Consider the following 18,645-nt stretch of genomic DNA (forward strand, 5'->3'; position numbering starts at 1 on the left):
GTTCCTCTCTCCGCCACCCGTATCGCGACGGAATCCAGGCACCCTGCGGTCCGCTGCTCCGGCTCCTTCGGATTCGGCATCCGGGCATTCGCGCCCGGATGCCATCAGCCTTGGGAGGCTTGTCGGATGGTGCCTTATTGAACCGGGCAGGCGCCGTCGCTCTTGGCGTCCGGAGCCCAGCAGGGCGCCTTGGCGTCGGTCATCAGTTTGGCCATGGTGGCACCCTGCTTGGCGAGCACGTCTGCGACGGGCTCGTTCTGCAGCACGATGCGCTGGAAGGCATCCATGTAGACCTTGTTGAATTCGCCGCCCTTGTCGCCGAGACCGACCGGGAGAAGCGAGATCACGGCATCCTTGGAGGCCTGCGTCTTGGTGACCGCACCGGCGAGAAGCGCCACGCCCTTGTCTAGGTCGGGCGGCAGCTGCACGTTGAGGGTCGGGAAGAAGCCGACCTTCGAAGCCGTCAGCAGCTGGGTCTTCTCTGTCGTCAGTGTTTCGATGACCTTCGTGGCCCCTGCCGTGTCCGGTGCGCCCTTCGGGATCGCAAGCCCGGCCAGAACCGGCATGTAGCCGCGGCCCTTGGGGCCGGCCGGTGCCGGGAAGACGACATAGTCATCCGGCGTGGCCGAGATGGCGCTCTTCAGGCGGGCGACATGGTCCCAGGCGACCATGACTTCGCCCGAGGCCAGCGGTTCCTGCATGAAGTCGTAATTGGTCGAGTTCGGGGTGACATAGGCCCAGAGCGCCTTCAGCTTCTCCCAGCCGGCTGCGGCATCTGCATTCTTGAAGGTGCGCACCACGCCGCCGGTGAAGGACGGATAGAAATAGCCCTGGAAATAACGCGCCATCAGGCCCTTCGGACCAGCCGGGAAACCGATTTGCGGCTGGCCGGTGGCAACTTGCATGTTCTTGCCCCACTCGATCAGCTGGTCGTAGGTCAGCGCGTTGATATCCGCGCCCTTTGGCAGGTATTGCAGGGCTTCTTTCTTGGCGGCCATGACATAGGTCGCCTGCATCCACGGAATATACTGCTGCGTGGGCTTGCCGAGCTTGCCGAGATCAAGAACCGATTGCGGCATGCCGCCGGCGGCAAGCTTCTTGGCAAGCTCGTCGAGCGGTTCGAGCTGGCCCTTGTCGGCGAGCGGCGAAAGCTCGCCATGCAGCGCGCCGACGAGGCTGACGGTGTGCTTGCCGGCCTGCGCTTCGGCCTCCATGCGCACCGCAAACTGCGGCGGCTCCTCGACCACGTAATCGACCTTGCCGGCATCCTTCAAAAGGTCCTGCCGGACCACGGTCGCCTCCTCGATCGGGCGAAGCTGGGTAGATACGAAAACCGTCTGGGCAAACACCGGCGAGGCAAACGCCAGCACGGTCGAAGCCAGAATTGTAAGTGACCCGATATGTTTCATCTTCTCCTCCTTCATTGTTCTTTGTCGTGAATGCACTGCTGTCTATGCGGCCACCGGTGGGCGGCGGTGGCTGTCGCGGTCGACGAATTCGATCGCGTGAAGCTCCTGAAGGTCTTCGGCGGGTTCTCCGGCGATGGCGCGCAGGAGCAACGACGCGAAGGTCGCGCCGAGGTTCTCGCCGGTCATGCGCATGGTCGAGAGCGGCGGGCTGGTGAAGGCGCCCATCGACAGGTCGTCATGACCGACGATGCTGATTTGGTTGCCGCCGTCGACCTCGCGCAGTGCCCGCAACGCGCCGATCGCCATTTCGTCGGTGGCGCAGACAAGGGCCGTCGGACGCGACGGCTGGCGCAGAAGTTCCAGCGCTGCGAGATAACCGCCCTGTTCGAGCGGCGCTCCTTCGGCGCAGAGATCGGTCGCAAGCCCGCATTCCTCCATCGCCGCCTGCCAGCCGCGGCGACGGACATGCGCGAAGTAATATTCCTGCGGCCCGGCGATATGGCCGATGCGCCGATGCCCGGCTGCATGGAAGCGCAGCGTTGCGGCGCGGAACCCGGCAAAACCATCGCCGTCGATGAACGGATGTGGGATCAGGCTTTCGGTGCGGCCGTTGGTGACGAAGGGAATGCCCCGCGACTGAAGGTATTCGACGCGCTCGTCCTTGCGTTTGGTGCGGACCAGCAGCATGGCATCGACGCGGCGCCCATCAACGAAGCGCTGGCATATCTCAAGTTCGCTGACACCCCGTGGCACAGGCGCGATGACGAGATTGAGACCGGCCGCGGCAAGATGCTCGGCGCAGCCTGACAACATGTCGAGGAAATGAGGGGGGCCGACGTGGCCAGGGTCACTCGGCAGCGTCACGGCGACCAGCTCAGCGCGCTGCTTGCGCAACCGACGAGCGGAGGCATTCGGCCGATAACCTGCGGCCTCTGCCGCCTCGCGAACCCGCTCGCGAGTGGCCGCGGACACGTCGGAATAACCATCAAGCGCTCGGGACACCGTGGTAATCGACAGTCCGAGCGAGTGTGCCAGCTGTTTCAGATTGGCCAAGATCTTCCTCCCGAATTGAAATAAACATTCTCCAAAACGTTTTGAGAGTCAACCAAAACGTTTTGGAAATCCATCCGGCGCCTCTCCTCTTCCAACGGGGACTTGAAGCGTGGCTCGTCGAAATTGACTTGGCCGAGTTTGCGTCCGGATGACGCTGGCACCATTCTCACGGGATCCTGCTGCCGGATGTAACTTGGCGGCATAAGCGGCGATGACGCTGACTACCCCCGGGAAGCGGACGTTCGCCGGCGCTATGGCAGCCGGGCGTGACGTTGATCGCTATCCGTCGTCCGCATATCGCTACGATCGTCGCCGGATTAGGCGGCACCAGGGCAGAAATCCTGGTGCTGGCTTACGCGACACTGGAGATCATCGCCAGATTCCTTCGCTTCGGTCGAGTTGTTTCGATCGCCGGCTTTGGTCGTTGTCGCACGATCGCGGTCTCAAAGGATGATTTCCGGGCGTCTCAGGCCGCCAGCCTCGTCTATGCCCGGTTTTGGTACGGTCCTGACGGCAATGATCCTCCGGCTTTCGGCGCTCGTCGCGTTTGTCGTAACGAAACCATTTTGATCTGATCGGCGTGCCGCTTTAATGGTGCCGCTTACCAAGCTCCTGATAAACATGAGCGGGTGCAAGTCGCCTTAGTGATTCCGGGACAAAGAATGCTGTAGTGTACCGGCGAGCGCGTGCTGCGGCTGTAGAGATTCTGAGAGGGAAGCTGATAATGGGATGGAAAACGCCAAAGGTCGAGTACGTCAACGGTTATAGGATCGTTGAGCTCGAGGGACCGACCTTCAAAGTTTATGACGGCGACCGCCAGCTCGGTGAGGACTTCCCCTACTCCGGCGAAGCGGCCGCTCACGCGAAGTCTCTTCCAACACTGGATTTTCCGGCGCTGAGTAGGATTTCCGAACGATTTTCAGGCATCTCCTCTTCGGCGGCCTTGGTGGAAGTCGGACTCAAGGGCAGTTAGATGAATATCATCTTTGTTGGGACCATGGATTGATCACTTTCAATCCGGCGGCCTCGAAGGGGCTTGTGTCGCGCGTTGCGACCGCGAGGCCATTCGCCGCTGCTGTGGCCGCAATATATCCATCCGCCTTGCCGACCGCCTTCCCGGATACGCGAGCGCGCGCCATGAGTCCCGATTAGAATTGGAAGCTAGCTAAACTAAAGGGTTCGAAGCTCGAGCCATTGAGGTTCACTCAAACACTTAGCAGGTCCGGCCTCTTTCCTTCGCTGTTTATCAAGCCGACAAGGCCACACTGATGCGCCAAGGTGAGCAGGTTCAAAAAGAAGATGGCTCACCCGTCTTTTCGGTTAGAGGCCTCGTCGCCGGATGCTTGTCGTCCAGGAAGTCCCGTCACTTGGGATCGTCGACGATACCCTTTGGCAAAGAGTGAAAATGCGTCAAGAAAATTTGCGTGCCGGCTGGTACGGAGCCTTTTGCCCGTTCGGACTGACTACACCCTTAAGCTAGTCCGCGCACGTGCCGAGGATTGGTATCATCAACTTCACATGAGCATCGATCCGCTCAAGAACTTTTGCCGGAACGACCTCACGCTCCGGCAGCGACCACCAAAGCTCGTTGACACGTTCAACGGTATCGACCACCGCGTTGAGCACCGCCGCTTCCGGCAAACGTGCACGATTGGCGAAGACTTTCCATCGCTGTGCGTCCATCGCCCTGAAGGAATGCTCGCCGGCGAGCGACAGCGCCATGGCATCCGCCGGAATGTAGGGAATGGTCGAGAGTACATCATAGACAGGAGCGAGCGCGGGTTTGTCGCCCGCGCCAGGATAGATCAGAGACCAGTTCTTGAGATGCATGTCGCCATTGCCGGTGATGGCGGCCAAGGCCAGCCGGCGGACAAATTCAATCGGCGCCGCCGACGATACGGCGATGCCGAGAGCAGCGGCGATATCGTGATAGGCGGCACTTTCGTATTTGCGCGAGGGATAGATGCCGAACACCTGAGCAAAATCCTCGATATGGATCCGTTCGCCGCCGGCCCCACGGTCAAAGCGTTTGACGAGCAGGACTTTACCGTCCGATAGCGTCTCAAACTCCGCCGGGATCCCTTCGAATTCCGACTGCTCGACGAGTTCACGTTCCGGCACGTTCATGCCGATCGCTTCGGCCAAAGCGAGATTGGCATATTCGTTTTCCGAGACACCGGGAAACGACGTCGATGGAAACTTGGCAATATAGGATCCCTGCTCATCGCCCAGTGGCAGCGTCAGACCACCACCCTTGCCCGTGTTCTTGATGACGGAAAGCTTCATCTGCACACCGGCGAGCGAAAACCGGGCTTTTGGTTTGAGAGGCGATGGATCATCGAAGCGAGCAACCATTCCTTCACTTGGCACGACGCGGACGGCACCCGGCAGATCCGACCCGAGTGCAACCAGCAGATCAAAGTCGTTTCCGGCGCGAACGCTACCCGCGTGGTGCTTTTCCATCGCCTCGCGCAGCTTGTCCTCGGGAAGAAGATTGGCAAAGAATGCAGGCAACGCTCTGGCAACAGGCTTGGGGTCTTTGCGCAGACCTCCGGTTGCCGCACGGAAAGACAAGCTCAACACAGGAAAGCCGCCCGTTGCGCGATAACTATCCTCGAAGCTGAACGCGTTGAAGTCGCCGGGCGTTCTGACGATCGTGCCGACCTTCCAATCGTTCAGCAGCACTTCAAGTGACGATATGGATCTCGGATCGAGAGGAGCCTTAGGCATTTGCATCACCGTCGGCGCTGACCACGAACGCAGGAAGGTCGTCTTCAGCACCATCGGGCTGCAGCAGCGCATCAACCGCCGGGACCATAGCCTGCGGGATGAGCATAAGTTCAAGACCGAGCGCCCGCGAAATGTTGATCAAGGTCGTTGTGCGAGCAGCGGCGCTTCCAGCCTCGATCTCGCGATAGCGAGGACGTGATATGCCTGCCAAGTCGGCAACCTGCTCTTGAGTGAGCCCCAAGTCTTTACGTACCGTCTTCAGCAGCCGGCCGATCGCAAGCAAAGCCTCTGACTCAGCAATCATTTGATCTCTAAACCTATCATCGCGTATTAAATGTTACGTTTACATATTTCTCCTTCTTCAAAAAGTCAAGGAAATTGATCTATTTGCAGATCATATTATGGATTATGATCTGTTTAATGCCTTTTCTGAAAGAGTTATGCGCGCTGCGGGGTCGCGCGCGACCGCCAAATTATATATTCCGAATACATGCTTTGTTAAAGCCTGCCTCCTATTCCCGCTCGCCCTCAGCACTAGTGCCTGAGAGAAATGGAATGAGCATGCCCAAACAGGATATTTCATCACGTCATTTTCAACGAAAAATCTCGGAATTCTGCGAGCTGCGCATTGCGCCGATCGCACCGAAGCGGGTGCTGGAAAATATCCGCCCCTATCTCATCAACCTGATCATTTACCGGAAGCCGCCACCGATCCTGAATGGCAGCCTTGACTGGACGACGATCGGGCAGGCCTGCGGGATCGAAGACGCGTTGACGGCAGAACTGAAGAGTACTCTTCGTCCGGGCTTGGATGCTATCATCCGATGGCTTAAAGCACCACGGGCTGCTGAAGACGCTCGACCGACAAAATCAGCCGCTCGCGCGAATAAGGCAACGTCGAATAAACCAATAGTCGCGGCGCCTTCCACCAGAAAACCACAGCGCGCCGCAGCCGACGGGTCCTTTGTCCAGTCTGCTTCCGCGCCGCGCGGACCTGCACCAATGCCGATCAGCCCGTTTCCGGAGCCCTTGTTCAAAGCGACCGCCGGTCCGGAGAGTTTTCAGGATGCGCTTGTCTATCATATGCGCCGCTTCGGCGACAGTTACTGGCAGCTTTATCGCGCAGTCGTCCGATTGAGCGAGACATTCGACAGCAAGACCCTCCTGTCCTGGATTCAGGGCGAGCGCGCGCCACGGTCGATTGCAAGCTTTGACATCCTGCGCCGTATCGAGCAGTCGATATCGACTGTCGGAAGGATATTTCAAAGCAAAACTACCGCACCAGGCTCGCTCCCTTTACGGTCATGATCTCGGCGATATCAGCCCAGCGGAGCGACGACGGATCTCCCTGCATCTGCCGGACGATTTTAGCAGCTTGCCCTTTATCAAACGCGAAGAGATTCTCGACTGGGTCCGCCGAGTGATCATTTCCGGCTCGACCGAATATCGCCGCTATCAGGCCGCGGCCAGCAAGCAGCGTTATGCCATCCGCTTCCCCGGCGTCACCTATGGTGGAGGTTCTCTATCGCCTCGATCTCTGACGTCGGCGGCCGGCGCCAACCAGAATGCAGCTGAAGGGCACCGTAAACTTAAAGCTCCGAAACAAGATCTGGGATTGAAGCTTTGGTTCAGGCGGCGTGAAGGCGTGCGATTTGGCGCCATGCTTCCGTGGCGGCTGCTCGCAATTGGCGATGGTGGGAGGATGAGATGTCATGGCGGGGAATGTGAAAGAGGTTTGCGATCGGGTCGTGGATGGAAACAAAGCGTTGAAGCTGCCCTGCGGACTTGAAGCGCTTCATGACCCTCTCACGCCTTCGGATCGGCTGATGAGAGTTTTCCGCCCGATTGTTCAAGCCCTTGTGCGAGCGGTGTTCGACACTCGGCATGATGTCGCGTTTTGCCGCGCCATAGGACCGGAGCTTGTCGGTAATTATCACACGCGGCGAACGGCCTTGCCCTTTCAAAAGCTTTCGCATCAACCGTTTGGCAGCCTTGGCATTGCGACGGTTTTGCACCAGCACGTCGAGAACAAAGCCGTCCTGATCAACGGCGCGCCATAGCCAGTGTTTCTTTCCACCGATGGTGATGACAACCTCATCGAGGTGCCATTTGTCGCCGAGCCTGCCGGCTGATCGCTTCCGGATATCATTGGCAAAGTGTCTGCCGAACCTCTCTGCCCACAGCCTTACGGTCTGGTGTGAGACAATGACCCCACGGGCTGCCAGCATATCCTCGACCATGCGCAGACTGAGCGGAAACCGGAAATAGAGCCAAACGGCATGGGCTATCACGTCCGCTGGAAATCGGTGGCGACGATAAAGAGGATCACGGTCAAGTCTGGTCATACCGACAGATCCACCATTTTTATCGCCGCTCGGTTAACGTTACGATGCCTGGTCCACCGTTTGCGGCCAGCGGGAAATCCAAGGCCAAATGTATCAAGCCCCACACCGCCAAAGATGTTGCCTCCGGAGCGCCGCAACGAAGGCTTGGCGATCGCGGCAAGGAGCACCGCCGTTGCGGGGCTGCTCGGCGGGTCCAGTCATTGCTCCCGATATTGCTATTGCATTTGTTGTTGCCAAGATTCGGCTGGCAGCGAAGCATTCGGACTTCAGGATCCGCAGTTCGCCTAACAGCCGGCCATAGGTGATCGCCACGTTGCACCGCCTGGCATCTTCTGCCATAAATTGATTGCTGTCGTCGGCAAGGGACCGCGCGAATCTACGACCGCGCATTTCGCCTTTGGGTAACGTCCGGACCGAGATGGCATGTCGCCATGCCCGCGCCGGACGGTTTCGGGGCTGCCCTTGGCTGGGAATTTTCAGGCGACATCCGGCTTAGCTTCCATTGAAACCCGCAGGTTCTTTCTAGCCGTCGACGCGGACCTCGCCTTGTCCGCCGGACCGGGGTTGTCTTCCCGACATGCGGGTGCCCGGCGATGAACCTCAGGCAGATCGAAGTTTTTCAGGCGGTGATGCGCACCGGCAGCATCACCGCCGGCGCGGAATTGCTCAATCTTTCCCAACCCGCCGTCAGCCGTCAGATCGAGCGGCTGGAACAGGTCTCGAAACTCAAGCTCTTCCGTCGTGTCGGCCGCGGCATCCAGCCAACACCCGAAGGCATGGCATTTTACGAAGAGGTGAAGCGTGCATTCGTGGGGTTGGAAAACCTTCGCCACATTGCCGATACGATCAGCAATTTCAACACCGGCCATCTGCGCATTACCTCGATATCCGCGCTTGGTTTCGGCTTCTTGCCGCGTGTCATCACGCGCTTTTCGAAACAGTATCCGAACGTTGATGTTTCGCTGCAGGTTCGCAGCGCCGGCGCCGTCAGAGGCGTGACGGCCACGCAGGAATTCGACCTGGGGTTCCTGCCAGGCCCCCTCAATGATGGCGATCAGCACCTGGAACATTTCGCCAGTGTTGACGGGATATGCATCCTGCCCTCGGGCCACCCTCTGGCGAAAAAAACCGAAATCCTACCTGGCGACCTTTCAGGTTTTCCGTTCATCGGGTTCGTCAAGGATGACGTCACCCGGCGGCAGGTCGACCAGATCTTCGCCAAAGCCGGTGTCAAACCGAAGCTGCATATCGAAACCCAGTATGCGGCGACCGTCTGCAATTTCGTCGCCAACGGCGCCGGTGTGTCGATCGTCAGCCCATTCGCCGCGCTCGACTTTGCGGGCCATGGGCTTGTCATGCGCCGCTTCCGCCCGGCGGTCAAACTCGACTATCTGATGGCAAGGCCGAGTATGCGGCCCCAGTCGGCGGTGACCAGCAGGTTTCTTGCGGTTTTGAAAGAGGAACGGGACAGCACCCTCGCCCAGTTCAATATGGCCGCGGCCTGGTGCGACTGACGGCCCCGTGAGTGCCTTCCGGGTCGAGGATCCCTGGGAAGGGTAGCCCCAATGGACAGGCAACATCGCTTTCCTCCATCTTCTTGATTGCCTTCGGTTTCCCTGCCCTGACCGGCGAGACCGATGTCGCGGGACCGCCTTGATCGGCGTCAGCTCACATTACACCCATGCATGAGTTGCGATCATATTTCGATTGGACGCCGACCCTTGGATCCGCTGAATTCGCAGTCGTTCGGCAGCCAACCGTTTCAATCATTCCGACCGGCGCTTTCTGATCGCGTCGCTATCGCTGCTTCGAGTGCCTTGGCCTCGAGCGCGGGAAAAGCGGTTGCCGCCGACTGTAAATCTCGATTGCCAACAATCCGTCGCGCCAGACGATGGACCAAACCAACAGGGGAAGGCAGACATGCAGCCAAAAACGCAAACAAGGATGGCGGCCATCGATCGCAGGGGCTTCATCGCGGCGTCGTGTACCGCGCTCCTGGCCGCCCCATTCATCCGAACCGCCTCGGCGAAAAGCCGCACCCTGACCATTCGTGATCCCGGTGGCCCGATTGGAGAAGCCTATAGGCAAGCATTTTTCGAACCGTTCAGCAAGCGGACCGGGATTGATGTCATCGGTGTCCAGTCGTCTCACGGTCCGACCGGTGAGATCAAGGCGATGGTCGAGGCAAGCAACTATGCCTGGGACGGCGCGCTGCTTGATATGAGCGATGTCGTCGTCCTTACAGACCGTCAGTATCTCGAGACGGTTTCGGGACCGGGAGGGCATGGACCCAATGCCGCGCAGATCCCTGCCGATCTGCGGAACGATTTCCTGATCGGAGCCATGGGTTATGCCACGGTCCTTGCCTATCGCACCGACACAATGGGCAGGCAGCCCCCGAAAAACCTCGCCGATTTCTGGAATACCGCCGCCATCCCCGGCGTGCGTTCGCTTCGCAAACATCCCAATGGGACACTGGAACCGGCTCTGCTGGCTGACGGCGTCAAAAAGGCGGATCTCTACCCGCTCGACCTCGATCGGGCATTCACGAGCCTCGACAGGATCAAGAACGATATCGCGGTGTGGTGGACGGGTGGGGCGCAGACCTCGCAGATGCTCAAGACCGGCGAGGTGGACTGCCTCCTGACCTGGAATGCGCGGGCTCAGGTCGCAATCGACGATGGCGCGCCCGTGACCATCGTCTGGAAGGACGCAATGTTCTCGTTTGCCGGCTTCGCCATTCTCAAGGGCGGCCCGAATGTCGAATTGATGCGCGAGTTCATCGAATTCGCTTCGGCGGGCGAGCGTCAGGCGGAGTTCGTCAAGCACTCGACGAGCGGCCCTTGCAATCCGAAGGCCTTCGACTTCATCGAGCCGAAACTTGCCGAGATCCTTCCGACAAATCCCAACTATTTCGCCGAGATGTTCGTCATGGACGCGAAATGGTGGGGGAGCAACAACGCCGTGGCGCAAGAACGTTACGAGAACTGGCTGGTCGGGTAAGGCCCGAGCCGGGCTTCACGATGGCCTGAACGCGGGCATCGATCAATCGCATATCTGGGAGGTTTCTACATTGAAAGAACGCATCAACAAGCTGGCGATCCGGGGGCTGACAAAAAGATACGGATCGACCACCGCCCTCAATCACGTCGATCTCGATCTGGCGGACGGCGAGTTTCTGACCATGCTGGGTCCGTCCGGCTCCGGCAAGACGACGCTCCTTTGGGCGGTCGCAGGACTCAATGCGCCCGACGACGGCAAGATATGGATCGACGGTCGCGAGGCGACTGACCTGCCCGCGTCAGGTCGCGACATCGGCATGGTCTTTCAAAATTATGCGCTGTTTCCGCACATGACGGTCACCGAGAATATCTCGTTTCCGCTCGAGATGCGGAAAATGCTTGCCGGCGAGCGGCTGCCGGCCATCAGGCGGGCGCTTGAAATGGTAAAACTGGAGCATGTCGGAGACCGCTATTGCAACCAGCTTTCGGGCGGACAGCAGCAACGCATCGCCCTGGCGCGGGCTTTCGTCGCCAATCCTTCCATCATTCTCATGGATGAGCCGCTTGGAGCACTCGACAAGAAATTGCGCGACCACCTGCAATTGGAGATCAAGCGGCTGCATGCGCAGCTGGGAATGACGGTTCTTTACGTGACGCACGATCAGGAGGAGGCAATGGTCATGTCGGACCGCATCTGCCTGATGAACCGTGGACGGATCGAGCAGATCGGCGCTCCCGACGAACTTTACTTCCGGCCCAAAAGCCTGTTTGCGGCGGATTTTCTCGGCGAGTCGAACCTGATCAAGGGCAGGATCATCGCAGAAGAAGCAGAGTGTCTCCTCCTGGACCTGCCGGGGATCGGGACGATCCGGACCCATCACACATCGTCAGATGCGCATGGCCCCGATGTCGTCCACTTCACGCGCCCGGAAACCATCGAGGTCCTTTCCGATGCGGACACCAGGGCAAACCGGTTGTGTGGCCAGGTGACCGAAGTCGTCGTTTCGGGTGCGATCACCAAGCTGTTCATCCGCGTCGGTGAGACGTCGACATTGCAGGTTTCGCAGCTGACCTGCGGTTCGCGAGGCGTGCGCAAAGGTGAGAAGCTCACCATCGGTTGGAACGCTGACGTCGGCAGGGTTTTCTCGGACGACAAGCGGGAGGCAGCATGATGGCGAGGGTTGATTTTGTCGCCGGAACCATCCCGCCGCTGCGCATCTGGCCGACATGGAACAAGCTCTATTGGCAGACCGGACCGGTAGTGGTGTTCCTGCTGTCGCTGTTCGTCATTCCGGTCGTGATGCTTCTGGGCTTAAGCTTCCTGGATGAACGCAGCCTTCCGTCTCTTGAGCACTACCAGCGGCTGGTCGACGTACCGCTCTATGGCAAGGTCCTGCTCACAACCATCAAGGTCGCTTTCTACACGACGCTGCTTTGTGTCGTTGGCGCCTATCCGGTGGCCTATCTCCTGGCAATCTCACGCGGATCGACGCGCAACTGGCTCATCATTCTGGTCTTGATGCCGTTTTGGACCAGTTTCCTCGTGAGGACGTTCGCATGGATCGTGCTTCTCGGCCGCAAGGGCGCTGTCAATCAGATCCTGCTTGCCATGGGGATTGTCGATGCCCCACTGCAGTTGATCTACAATTTCGCCGGCGTGATGATCGGCATGACCCATGCTCTGATGCCTTTGGCGATATTGACCCTTCTGGCGGTGATGGAGGGTATCGACCCGAACCTGTCCAAGGCTGCGGCGACGATGGGGGCAAAGGGCGGGACGCGTTTCTGGCGGATCTACTTCCCCTTGACGATGCCTGGCGTCGCGTCCGCGGCCCTTCTGGTCTTCATCACGTCCCTCAGCTTTTTCATCACCCCGGCTTTGTTGGGTGGTCCTCAGGACACGATGATCGTCCAGCTCATCATATTCCAGATCAGGGAGGTCCTGAACTGGCAGTTTGCCGGCGCCATCGGCGTTCTGCTCGTCATCACCTTCATGGCGATTTTTCTCGTCTACGACCGGATATTCGGCCTGTCGGTTATCGGGGGGAGCGCGCCAACGCGCGTGTTCGCGAAGAAATCGTCCATACGCCGGTGGGCGGTCCTTGCCGGAAACGCGATCACCTCCGCCTTAGCCAATCTTACCGATGCGGCCATCTTCGCGTTGACGGCCCTGAAACAGGAAAAAAGACATCGAGGTCGCAGCACGCGCATCGGACTCTATGCTGCCTGTACGTTCGTTCTGGCCTTTCTCGCGCTCCCCACGCTTTTCGTTCTGCCGGTCTCGTTCACGTCGGAGGCCTTCCTGACCTGGCCTCCAAAGCTTTTCTCGCTGCAATGGTATCAGTTGGTGTTGGACTCGCCGGTATGGCTTGGTGCGGCTGCGAGATCCTTCATCGTCGCGCTCGCCGCCGCCACCATCGCGATGCTGTTTGCCGTGCCCTGTGCCTTCGCACTGGCGCGCGACAGGTTCGCCGGGAAGCCGGCCCTGTTCGGACTGGTTGTTGCGCCGATGATCGTACCGAACATCTTCATCGCCGTTGGTCTGTTTTTTCTCTTTTCGCGGATTGGCATTGCCGGCACCACGTTTGCTGTCGTGCTGGGGCACACGGTCATTGTGATCCCTTACATCGTCATCACCGTGCTTGCCGTCATCAAGGGCTATGACCGCAATCTTGACTATGCGGCCGCCACCATGGGTGCGAGCGGTGTGCAGACCTTCCGCCGCGTGACATTTCCCCTGATCCGTTCAGGCATCATCGCGTCGTTCATGTTCGCATTCATCATTTCCTTCGACGAGTTGACGATCGCTCTTTTTGTCACTGGCGGCCGCGTCACCACCCTGCCCAAGCTCATGTACGAGGATGCCCTGCTATCGGTGAGCCCGCGTCTGGCGGCCGTAGCCAGCCTCCTGCTGGTATTCATGAGCATCATCATCGCGGTTTCGGAACTGATCCGACGGAAGGGAGGATACCGCTATGGTCAAAATTGAGCCATCGACGAACATGCAACCAGCACAAGCCGGATCGCCGCACCGGGCGGGTCAGTTATTTGGGGCTGCAGTGGAAACGCCGATCTCGACGCTTCTGGACTTCGACAAGGACGGCAAGGAGGACGGCTCCCTTCACCTTTACCATTCACGGGAAAGCAACGGTTATGGCTACATTCCGATCCCGGCGATCTCGATCAAGAACGGCGCTGGTCCGACCGCCTTGTTGGTCGGTGGCAATCACGGCAATGAGTATGAAGGTATCGTTGCGCTGATGAAACTTGCCCGCGATCTCGAGGCAGAGTGGGTGCAAGGTCAGATCATAATCCTGCCATCGCTGAATTTTCCGGCGGTGATGGCCGGGACAAGATCCTCCCCGCTTGATGGAGCCAACCTCAACCGGTGCTTTCCGGGCGACGCCTTGGGTGGTCCGACGCAGGTGATCGCGCATTACGTCAGCACGGTACTTTTGCCCCGCGTCGATCTCGTGATCGACCTGCACGCCGGGGGACGTTCCTCGGAGTTCATCCCCTGCGCGCTGTTGCGCGAAGACGAAAGCGGAGGAGGATCCGCCGAGTTGCGGCGTTTGGCCGAATGGTTCGGCGCGCCCATCAGCTTTTTCAGCACCGGCAAGGGTGGAGGAGGCAGCCTGACCCTTTCGGGTGAATGCACGAGGCAAGGCATATCCTGCCTGACGGTCGAGCTCGGCGGAGGTGAAATGCTGTCCCTGCAAGGGCTCCAGCTTGCCAGCGAGGGCGTGAAGAGGATCCTCAACCAGGTCGGCATCCTGCCTTCGATCACCGTGACGACACCAAACGTGACGCGCTGGATGGAAAAGGGTTCAAACAGTCGCTTGCATGCTCCTGTCGCCGGAATATTCGAACCTCGCATCCAGCTCGGCGAATATGTTTCCGCCGGCAAGCTCGCGGGGCTCATTCATTTTCCGGACTTCCCCCTTCGCGAGCCCGCGGAAGTGCGTTTCGAAACCTCCGGCTATGTCTTGTCGCGCCATATACCTGCCCTGGTTGGCAGAGGCGACGAGCTGTGCACCTTCCTCAATGATGAACTCCGGCAATAAGGCAATGATCAGTGAGACAAATGAGACGAGCCGACCAGTTCGTGTCGCCGCGCCAAATCCCATGCTGTCCGGCATGCGGTGCATCAAATGCCAAAGGTCCTGGCCGATCGGCGATTATTTTGGCGGCTGTCCTGTCTGCGCCGCGGCAGGGGCGCCCGCGAGCGTAGCACCCGTTTTTGAGCGTTTTCCAGAATTGAAGATTGCCGGAGATATCGCAAACTGGCTCGCTTATCCGGGTCATCCCCGACTGGGTGAGGGAAATACCCCTCTCCTCGAGCTGACCGAGACTGCGGCAAAAAACGATATCAAATGGCTGGGAGTGAAAAATGAGGGCGCAAATCCGACCGGCTCGCACAAGGACAGAATGAGCGCGGCCGTCGTTCGCAGAGGCCTCGATATCGGCGCGCGCGCACTCGCTGTCGCTTCAAGTGGAAATGCCGGCGCCTCGCTCGCAGCATTTGCGGCCCATGCCGGTCTCAAGTGCGTGGTGGTGACCACCGAAGCAATGGAGCGAGGTTGGCGAAAAGCGATCGAGCTGCACGGCGCCGAAGTCATCGTGGCGCCGAACTCCGCCGCTCGATGGGAATTGGTTTCCGTCCACGCCAAGTCAGGTGAGTGGTATCCGGCCAGCAACTTTACAATCCCGGCCGTCGGCAGCAACCTGTTCGCCGTCGATGGATACAGGGCGATCGCGCTTGAACTCTATCTGTCTTTGGGAGCGGAGCAGCCAAGTGACATCATTGTGCCAGTGTCCCGAGGAGATCTGCTGTGGGGACTGGCAAAGGGATATGCCGATCTTGTTTCCGCGGGGCTGGTGACAGACATCCCGCGAATTCACGCAGCTGAACCGTTTCCCCGAATTTCCCGGGTGATGGCGGGGAAAGACTATGTGGGACAGTTTCATGGGCGGTCACCGCTTCTCTCGCTGGGTGGAACGACCGTCACCTATCAGGCGATCAAAGCGCTGCTCTGCTCGCGAGGAACGGTCGTCGGACCGTCGGCTGATCAAACCATTGCCGCGCAGCTTGAATTGGCACGAGCCGGTCTCTTCGTCGAGAGTTCCAGCGCGATTGCCCTCGCGGGCCTCTGGATCTTGCGTGATCAGTCGGTCATTGCCGAGGATGCATCGGTTGTGCTGATCCTGACGTCACATGGCTATAAGGAGGGCTGATAAAGTCTCCAGGAGGAAACCTTTCAGGGCGAGAGCGATTGGCGCCGTGTCGGAGCTTAGAGTCGCTGATCGAAAGTACCCGCCTCCGCGGGAGCTGAAGTCACCGGTCGCTTAGGATGGACCGGAGCCGAGGCTAGAAGGCGACTTTCGTGTCCGCGCTGAGTCGAAGTGTCTTCACGCGATCCATGATTATCCGAGCGTGTTCGCCTGACAATGGGAGATCTTTCATCATCTTGTCCCAGGTGTCGGCCGCCTTTTCGACTGTACGGGTGACTTCTTTCTTGACGACGTTCACGGGAACGCCCGCCAAATCGGCTGCCCTTTGGAAACGTGCCAGTCCGACGGTCAGCGAATCGTGGCTATCTCGAAATTTCAAGGCAAGCTCGTTGCTGCCGTCATAGACAATCGTGGCGACGATATCGTAGGCCGGGCTGAGAGCGCCGTTGATCCCATCCGCATAGATCAGCGAGTGGTTCTTGAGATGCGCGTCGCCGTTTCCGAGCAATATGTTGACTGTGGTGCGACGGACGATCTCCAGATAATCCTTCGTGCCTCGGCCGAAGCGTTTGGCAAGGTTCATGACCGTCTCTTCGTTGGCCGCGGTATATTTTCGCTCCTTTGGAGCCTGCATCACCTGACAAAAATCCTCCATATGAACACGTGCACCATCGGCGGCACGGTCAAATCGTTTGACCGCCAGAACGTAATTCCCCCTTAGTATCTCGGGCTTGATGCCCACAACTGACTCGGTCTGGACCAACTCGCAGTGAGGGATTGTCACTCCTGCCGCTTCTGCGAGTTTCATTGACGAATATTCAAGCTCAGGGAGCATCGCGTAGCGTTCGCTGGGTAGCTTCACGATTATATCGCCGTTCATCCCTGTGGCCGGAAACGTGAGACGCTCGTCCTGCTTCAGCATGCTCATCTTGAGCTGCACGCCCGCCAGAGAGAAGCGGATCTGGTTTGGTGCATCTGCCTGATCGGTAGAGAGTGGTTCGCGTTCAGGAGGAGCCACCGCAGGCTCCTCCTGAACGCGAACCATCACAGCTCCCGGCAGGTCGTGGCCAAGATGGGCGAGAACGTCAAAATCTGTTGTGGCCCCAGTCGGAAGTCCCCGCAAAACAAGGTCGCGAAGCGCGCCTTCTGGCAGCAGGTTGGAGAACCAGGGATGCAGGTCCCTTCCTGGCTGCGTGATTGGACCAGAAGTCAGCATTCGAACCGTCCGCTCTTCATCTCCGATGAAGCGGATTGACGAGCTGAGGAGAGGTCTGTTCTCACCAAGCGCGATGTAGGCCCCTTCGACAATGAAGCGCATTAGCCCGCTTCGTTCCCTGATCAAGGTTCCAACCTGAATATCTGCCTTACCAGATCTCAGAAAGACGGACAGCGTGTTGCTCATTGCTTTGCCGCCGTCGCGCCCCGTGTAGGCGTTTCATCGTCTTCCCCATCATAGCCATCAGGGATGAACACATCTTCCAGTACAGAACCCTCGTAGGGCTTGTGAGGGCCGGATGGCGGTGCCAAGTACTCAGAGATGATTGAATTGACGCGGCTGATTGCCCGGTTGGGTACGAATACGATCTGCATCTGGAGTGCTTCGGCCACAGCTTGTAAGGTGGCTGCTTCCGGGTTGATGGCTCCTCGCTCAAGGCGAGAGACATAACCCTGATCTAGGCCAATCAGCTCTCCCAGATCGCGCTGAGACATCGACGCAGCCTTCCTCAAAGGCTTCACTTGTTTTAGGAACGACGCGAACATGGCAATCTCATGACTCATATTTCATATCTGCGACAAAATATGATTTAAAATACATTTTGTCAAGGTCAGGGAAAGATGACTTTGATGAATAAAGATACATGTTTTTACGCAGATATGATTTATATATCATTTTTGTGTGGCCAGCGCTCGCCTGGGGGGCATCAGCCGGTCGTATGATCGGCGAGCAAGGTGTGCCGTGAAAATCCGCATGATGCTCCCGCACCGACCTTCGTTGCAAGGTGGTCACCGACCCCGCCATCTCCTGGAAATTGCCTCTTCGTATTGATCGACCGCCGGAACCGTTCGGCGAAGGCATTGTTCGCCGGGCGGCAACCTGGCACCGTGCACGCTGAGCCGGCGGTAACCCTCATCGAGCGCTTGCGGCAGGCTGCATATTTCCGAAATGCCTCTTCATGTTTCGGGCGCAAGTTTGCAAAGCTTCGCAATCTTGCCGAAAGAATTCACACCAACTTTGGACTTCTCATGTCCCTACCCTGCTAAGATCAGCCCGCCGAAAGTCAATCCAGGGTGTCGCATGGCGGTCCGTAAGATTCAACATGGTGATCTGGCAAGCGTTCTGGCCTTGATGCAGAGGCATGCGCACCTGGAGAACTACGATGACATTTTCGCCGTCGACGAGCAGGCATTAAACCGGCTGCGGCTCGACAGCGTAAGGCCGCCCTGTAACGTCGTCGTCAGCGAAAACTCCGAAGGAAAAATCGTCGGGTTTGCGCTTTATTTTGTTCTCGAATTCACGTTCAGAAACAGGCCCATGCTGTATCTGAACGACCTGATGGTTGATGAAGCCCATCGGCGACGTGGGATCGCCCGTGAGTTGATGGCGGCTTTGTGTCGGGAGGCTGAGAGCCTGGGTTGCTTCCGCATCAAATGGGGCGTTTCCGGTGCCAACACGGAGGCGCTGGCGCTCTACGAAAGCATTGGTGCCATTCGAGAACAGGGCAAACTCTACTATATTCTCGACGAGCGGGCTTTTAGGCTCTGACCATCCGCAGGCGGCGGCTCTGCGGCCGTCAAGGCGTTCCGGCGCGCCCGCACGGACATAGGGCCATGGCGGTCCGCCAGAGTAAAGACGCTTGTGATCAAGGCTTGGCT

16 protein-coding genes and 2 pseudogenes are annotated in these 18,645 nt (G+C 58.7%); 10 read left to right on the forward strand and 8 right to left on the reverse strand.

Translation table 11 applies throughout. The features are described 5' to 3' along the window. Positions 1-134: 134 nt before the first annotated feature. Both ACSQ3G_RS28255 and ACSQ3G_RS28260 read right to left on the reverse strand, forming a co-directional pair. Positions 135-1,409: an ABC transporter substrate-binding protein gene (locus tag ACSQ3G_RS28255; RefSeq protein ID WP_436112629.1), complete on the reverse strand. Its 1,275-nt coding sequence runs from the start codon at positions 1,407-1,409 to the stop codon at positions 135-137. A 42-nt stretch (positions 1,410-1,451) separates the two neighbouring features. Further along, a complete protein-coding gene (locus ACSQ3G_RS28260; RefSeq protein WP_436112630.1) occupies positions 1,452-2,462 on the reverse strand; it encodes a LacI family DNA-binding transcriptional regulator in 1,011 nt (336 codons plus the stop codon). A 266-nt stretch (positions 2,463-2,728) separates the two neighbouring features. Between ACSQ3G_RS28260 and ACSQ3G_RS28265 the strand changes: the two genes are divergently transcribed. After that, positions 2,729-3,037, forward strand: a complete 309-nt coding sequence (locus ACSQ3G_RS28265; protein WP_436112631.1) for a hypothetical protein — start codon at positions 2,729-2,731, stop codon at positions 3,035-3,037. Between the two features lie 149 nt (positions 3,038-3,186). Continuing rightward, positions 3,187-3,435 carry a hypothetical protein gene (locus ACSQ3G_RS28270; protein WP_436113255.1) on the forward strand — a complete coding sequence of 83 codons (249 nt, stop codon included), beginning with the start codon at positions 3,187-3,189 and terminating at the stop codon, positions 3,433-3,435. 7 nt (positions 3,436-3,442) lie between these two features. On the opposite strand, the pseudogene ACSQ3G_RS28275 reads toward ACSQ3G_RS28270, so the two are convergent. The 3 genes and pseudogenes from ACSQ3G_RS28275 to ACSQ3G_RS28285 form a co-directional block, all read right to left on the reverse strand. Then, positions 3,443-3,610 (reverse strand): annotated as a pseudogene (locus tag ACSQ3G_RS28275) (PIN domain-containing protein); the annotation flags it as partial. A gap of 328 nt (positions 3,611-3,938) precedes the next feature. Then, positions 3,939-5,192, reverse strand: a complete 1,254-nt coding sequence (locus ACSQ3G_RS28280) for a type II toxin-antitoxin system HipA family toxin (protein ID WP_436112632.1) — start codon at positions 5,190-5,192, stop codon at positions 3,939-3,941. Next, positions 5,185-5,496, reverse strand: coding sequence for a helix-turn-helix domain-containing protein (locus tag ACSQ3G_RS28285; RefSeq protein ID WP_436112633.1), 312 nt, complete (start codon positions 5,494-5,496; stop codon positions 5,185-5,187). The genes ACSQ3G_RS28280 and ACSQ3G_RS28285 overlap by 8 nt, the downstream gene beginning before the upstream one ends. Positions 5,497-5,747: 251 nt before the next feature. Between ACSQ3G_RS28285 and ACSQ3G_RS28290 the strand changes: the two are divergent. Further along, positions 5,748-6,765: pseudogene (locus ACSQ3G_RS28290) on the forward strand (hypothetical protein); the annotation flags it as partial. Positions 6,766-6,820: 55 nt separating this feature from the next. On the opposite strand, the gene ACSQ3G_RS28295 reads toward ACSQ3G_RS28290, so the two are convergent. Beyond that, positions 6,821-7,537: an IS6 family transposase gene (locus tag ACSQ3G_RS28295; RefSeq protein ID WP_436112634.1), complete on the reverse strand. Its 717-nt coding sequence runs from the start codon at positions 7,535-7,537 to the stop codon at positions 6,821-6,823. Between the two features lie 593 nt (positions 7,538-8,130). On the opposite strand from ACSQ3G_RS28295, the gene ACSQ3G_RS28300 reads away from it, so the two are divergent. The 6 genes from ACSQ3G_RS28300 to ACSQ3G_RS28325 all read left to right on the forward strand — a co-directional run bounded on the left by ACSQ3G_RS28300 (position 8,131) and on the right by ACSQ3G_RS28325 (position 15,774). Continuing rightward, positions 8,131-9,051 (forward strand): LysR substrate-binding domain-containing protein, encoded by a 921-nt coding sequence (locus ACSQ3G_RS28300; protein WP_436112635.1) that lies wholly within the window; start codon positions 8,131-8,133, stop codon positions 9,049-9,051. Positions 9,052-9,481: 430 nt separating this feature from the next. After that, positions 9,482-10,540 (forward strand): ABC transporter substrate-binding protein, encoded by a 1,059-nt coding sequence (locus ACSQ3G_RS28305; protein WP_436112636.1) that lies wholly within the window; start codon positions 9,482-9,484, stop codon positions 10,538-10,540. A gap of 70 nt (positions 10,541-10,610) precedes the next feature. Further along, positions 10,611-11,711 (forward strand): ABC transporter ATP-binding protein, encoded by a 1,101-nt coding sequence (locus ACSQ3G_RS28310; protein ID WP_436112637.1) that lies wholly within the window; start codon positions 10,611-10,613, stop codon positions 11,709-11,711. Beyond that, positions 11,708-13,528 carry an ABC transporter permease subunit gene (locus tag ACSQ3G_RS28315; protein WP_436112638.1) on the forward strand — a complete coding sequence of 607 codons (1,821 nt, stop codon included), beginning with the start codon at positions 11,708-11,710 and terminating at the stop codon, positions 13,526-13,528. The genes ACSQ3G_RS28310 and ACSQ3G_RS28315 overlap by 4 nt, the downstream gene beginning before the upstream one ends. After that, on the forward strand, positions 13,515-14,603 hold the full coding sequence (locus ACSQ3G_RS28320; protein ID WP_436112639.1) for a succinylglutamate desuccinylase/aspartoacylase family protein: 1,089 nt from the start codon (positions 13,515-13,517) through the stop codon (positions 14,601-14,603). Before ACSQ3G_RS28315 ends, ACSQ3G_RS28320 begins: the two co-directional genes overlap by 14 nt. Positions 14,604-14,607: 4 nt before the next feature. Next, positions 14,608-15,774 (forward strand): threonine synthase, encoded by a 1,167-nt coding sequence (locus ACSQ3G_RS28325; RefSeq protein WP_436112640.1) that lies wholly within the window; start codon positions 14,608-14,610, stop codon positions 15,772-15,774. A gap of 133 nt (positions 15,775-15,907) precedes the next feature. On the opposite strand, the gene ACSQ3G_RS28330 is transcribed toward ACSQ3G_RS28325, so the two are convergent. Further along, positions 15,908-17,173, reverse strand: a complete 1,266-nt coding sequence (locus ACSQ3G_RS28330) for a type II toxin-antitoxin system HipA family toxin (protein ID WP_436112641.1) — start codon at positions 17,171-17,173, stop codon at positions 15,908-15,910. After that, positions 17,170-17,532 (reverse strand): helix-turn-helix domain-containing protein, encoded by a 363-nt coding sequence (locus ACSQ3G_RS28335; RefSeq protein WP_436112642.1) that lies wholly within the window; start codon positions 17,530-17,532, stop codon positions 17,170-17,172. The genes ACSQ3G_RS28330 and ACSQ3G_RS28335 overlap by 4 nt, the downstream gene beginning before the upstream one ends. A 535-nt stretch (positions 17,533-18,067) precedes the next feature. Between ACSQ3G_RS28335 and ACSQ3G_RS28340 the strand changes: the two genes are divergently transcribed. Beyond that, a complete protein-coding gene (locus ACSQ3G_RS28340; protein WP_436112643.1) occupies positions 18,068-18,535 on the forward strand; it encodes a GNAT family N-acetyltransferase in 468 nt (155 codons plus the stop codon). Positions 18,536-18,645: the final 110 nt, after the last annotated feature.

Origin of the sequence: Neorhizobium tomejilense, assembly GCF_964254135.1 — a bacterium.
Taxonomy (GTDB): Bacteria; Pseudomonadota; Alphaproteobacteria; order Rhizobiales; family Rhizobiaceae; genus Neorhizobium; species Neorhizobium tomejilense.

Excerpts from the sequence above, each read along its gene's own strand:
- ACSQ3G_RS28285 (WP_436112633.1), bottom strand. The coding sequence starts at position 5,496 with ATGATTGCTGAGTCAGAGGCTTTGCTTGCGATCGGCCGGCTGCTGAAG.
- ACSQ3G_RS28305 (WP_436112636.1), top strand. The coding sequence starts at position 9,482 with ATGGCGGCCATCGATCGCAGGGGCTTCATCGCGGCGTCGTGTACCGCG.
- ACSQ3G_RS28330 (WP_436112641.1), bottom strand. The coding sequence starts at position 17,173 with ATGAGCAACACGCTGTCCGTCTTTCTGAGATCTGGTAAGGCAGATATT.
- ACSQ3G_RS28255 (WP_436112629.1), bottom strand. The coding sequence starts at position 1,409 with ATGAAACATATCGGGTCACTTACAATTCTGGCTTCGACCGTGCTGGCG.
- ACSQ3G_RS28300 (WP_436112635.1), top strand. The coding sequence starts at position 8,131 with ATGAACCTCAGGCAGATCGAAGTTTTTCAGGCGGTGATGCGCACCGGC.
- ACSQ3G_RS28340 (WP_436112643.1), top strand. The coding sequence starts at position 18,068 with ATGGCGGTCCGTAAGATTCAACATGGTGATCTGGCAAGCGTTCTGGCC.
- ACSQ3G_RS28280 (WP_436112632.1), bottom strand. The coding sequence starts at position 5,192 with ATGCCTAAGGCTCCTCTCGATCCGAGATCCATATCGTCACTTGAAGTG.
- ACSQ3G_RS28325 (WP_436112640.1), top strand. The coding sequence starts at position 14,608 with ATGATCAGTGAGACAAATGAGACGAGCCGACCAGTTCGTGTCGCCGCG.
- ACSQ3G_RS28295 (WP_436112634.1), bottom strand. The coding sequence starts at position 7,537 with ATGACCAGACTTGACCGTGATCCTCTTTATCGTCGCCACCGATTTCCA.
- ACSQ3G_RS28335 (WP_436112642.1), bottom strand. The coding sequence starts at position 17,532 with ATGTTCGCGTCGTTCCTAAAACAAGTGAAGCCTTTGAGGAAGGCTGCG.
- ACSQ3G_RS28270 (WP_436113255.1), top strand. The coding sequence starts at position 3,187 with ATGGGATGGAAAACGCCAAAGGTCGAGTACGTCAACGGTTATAGGATC.
- ACSQ3G_RS28320 (WP_436112639.1), top strand. The coding sequence starts at position 13,515 with ATGGTCAAAATTGAGCCATCGACGAACATGCAACCAGCACAAGCCGGA.
- ACSQ3G_RS28315 (WP_436112638.1), top strand. The coding sequence starts at position 11,708 with ATGATGGCGAGGGTTGATTTTGTCGCCGGAACCATCCCGCCGCTGCGC.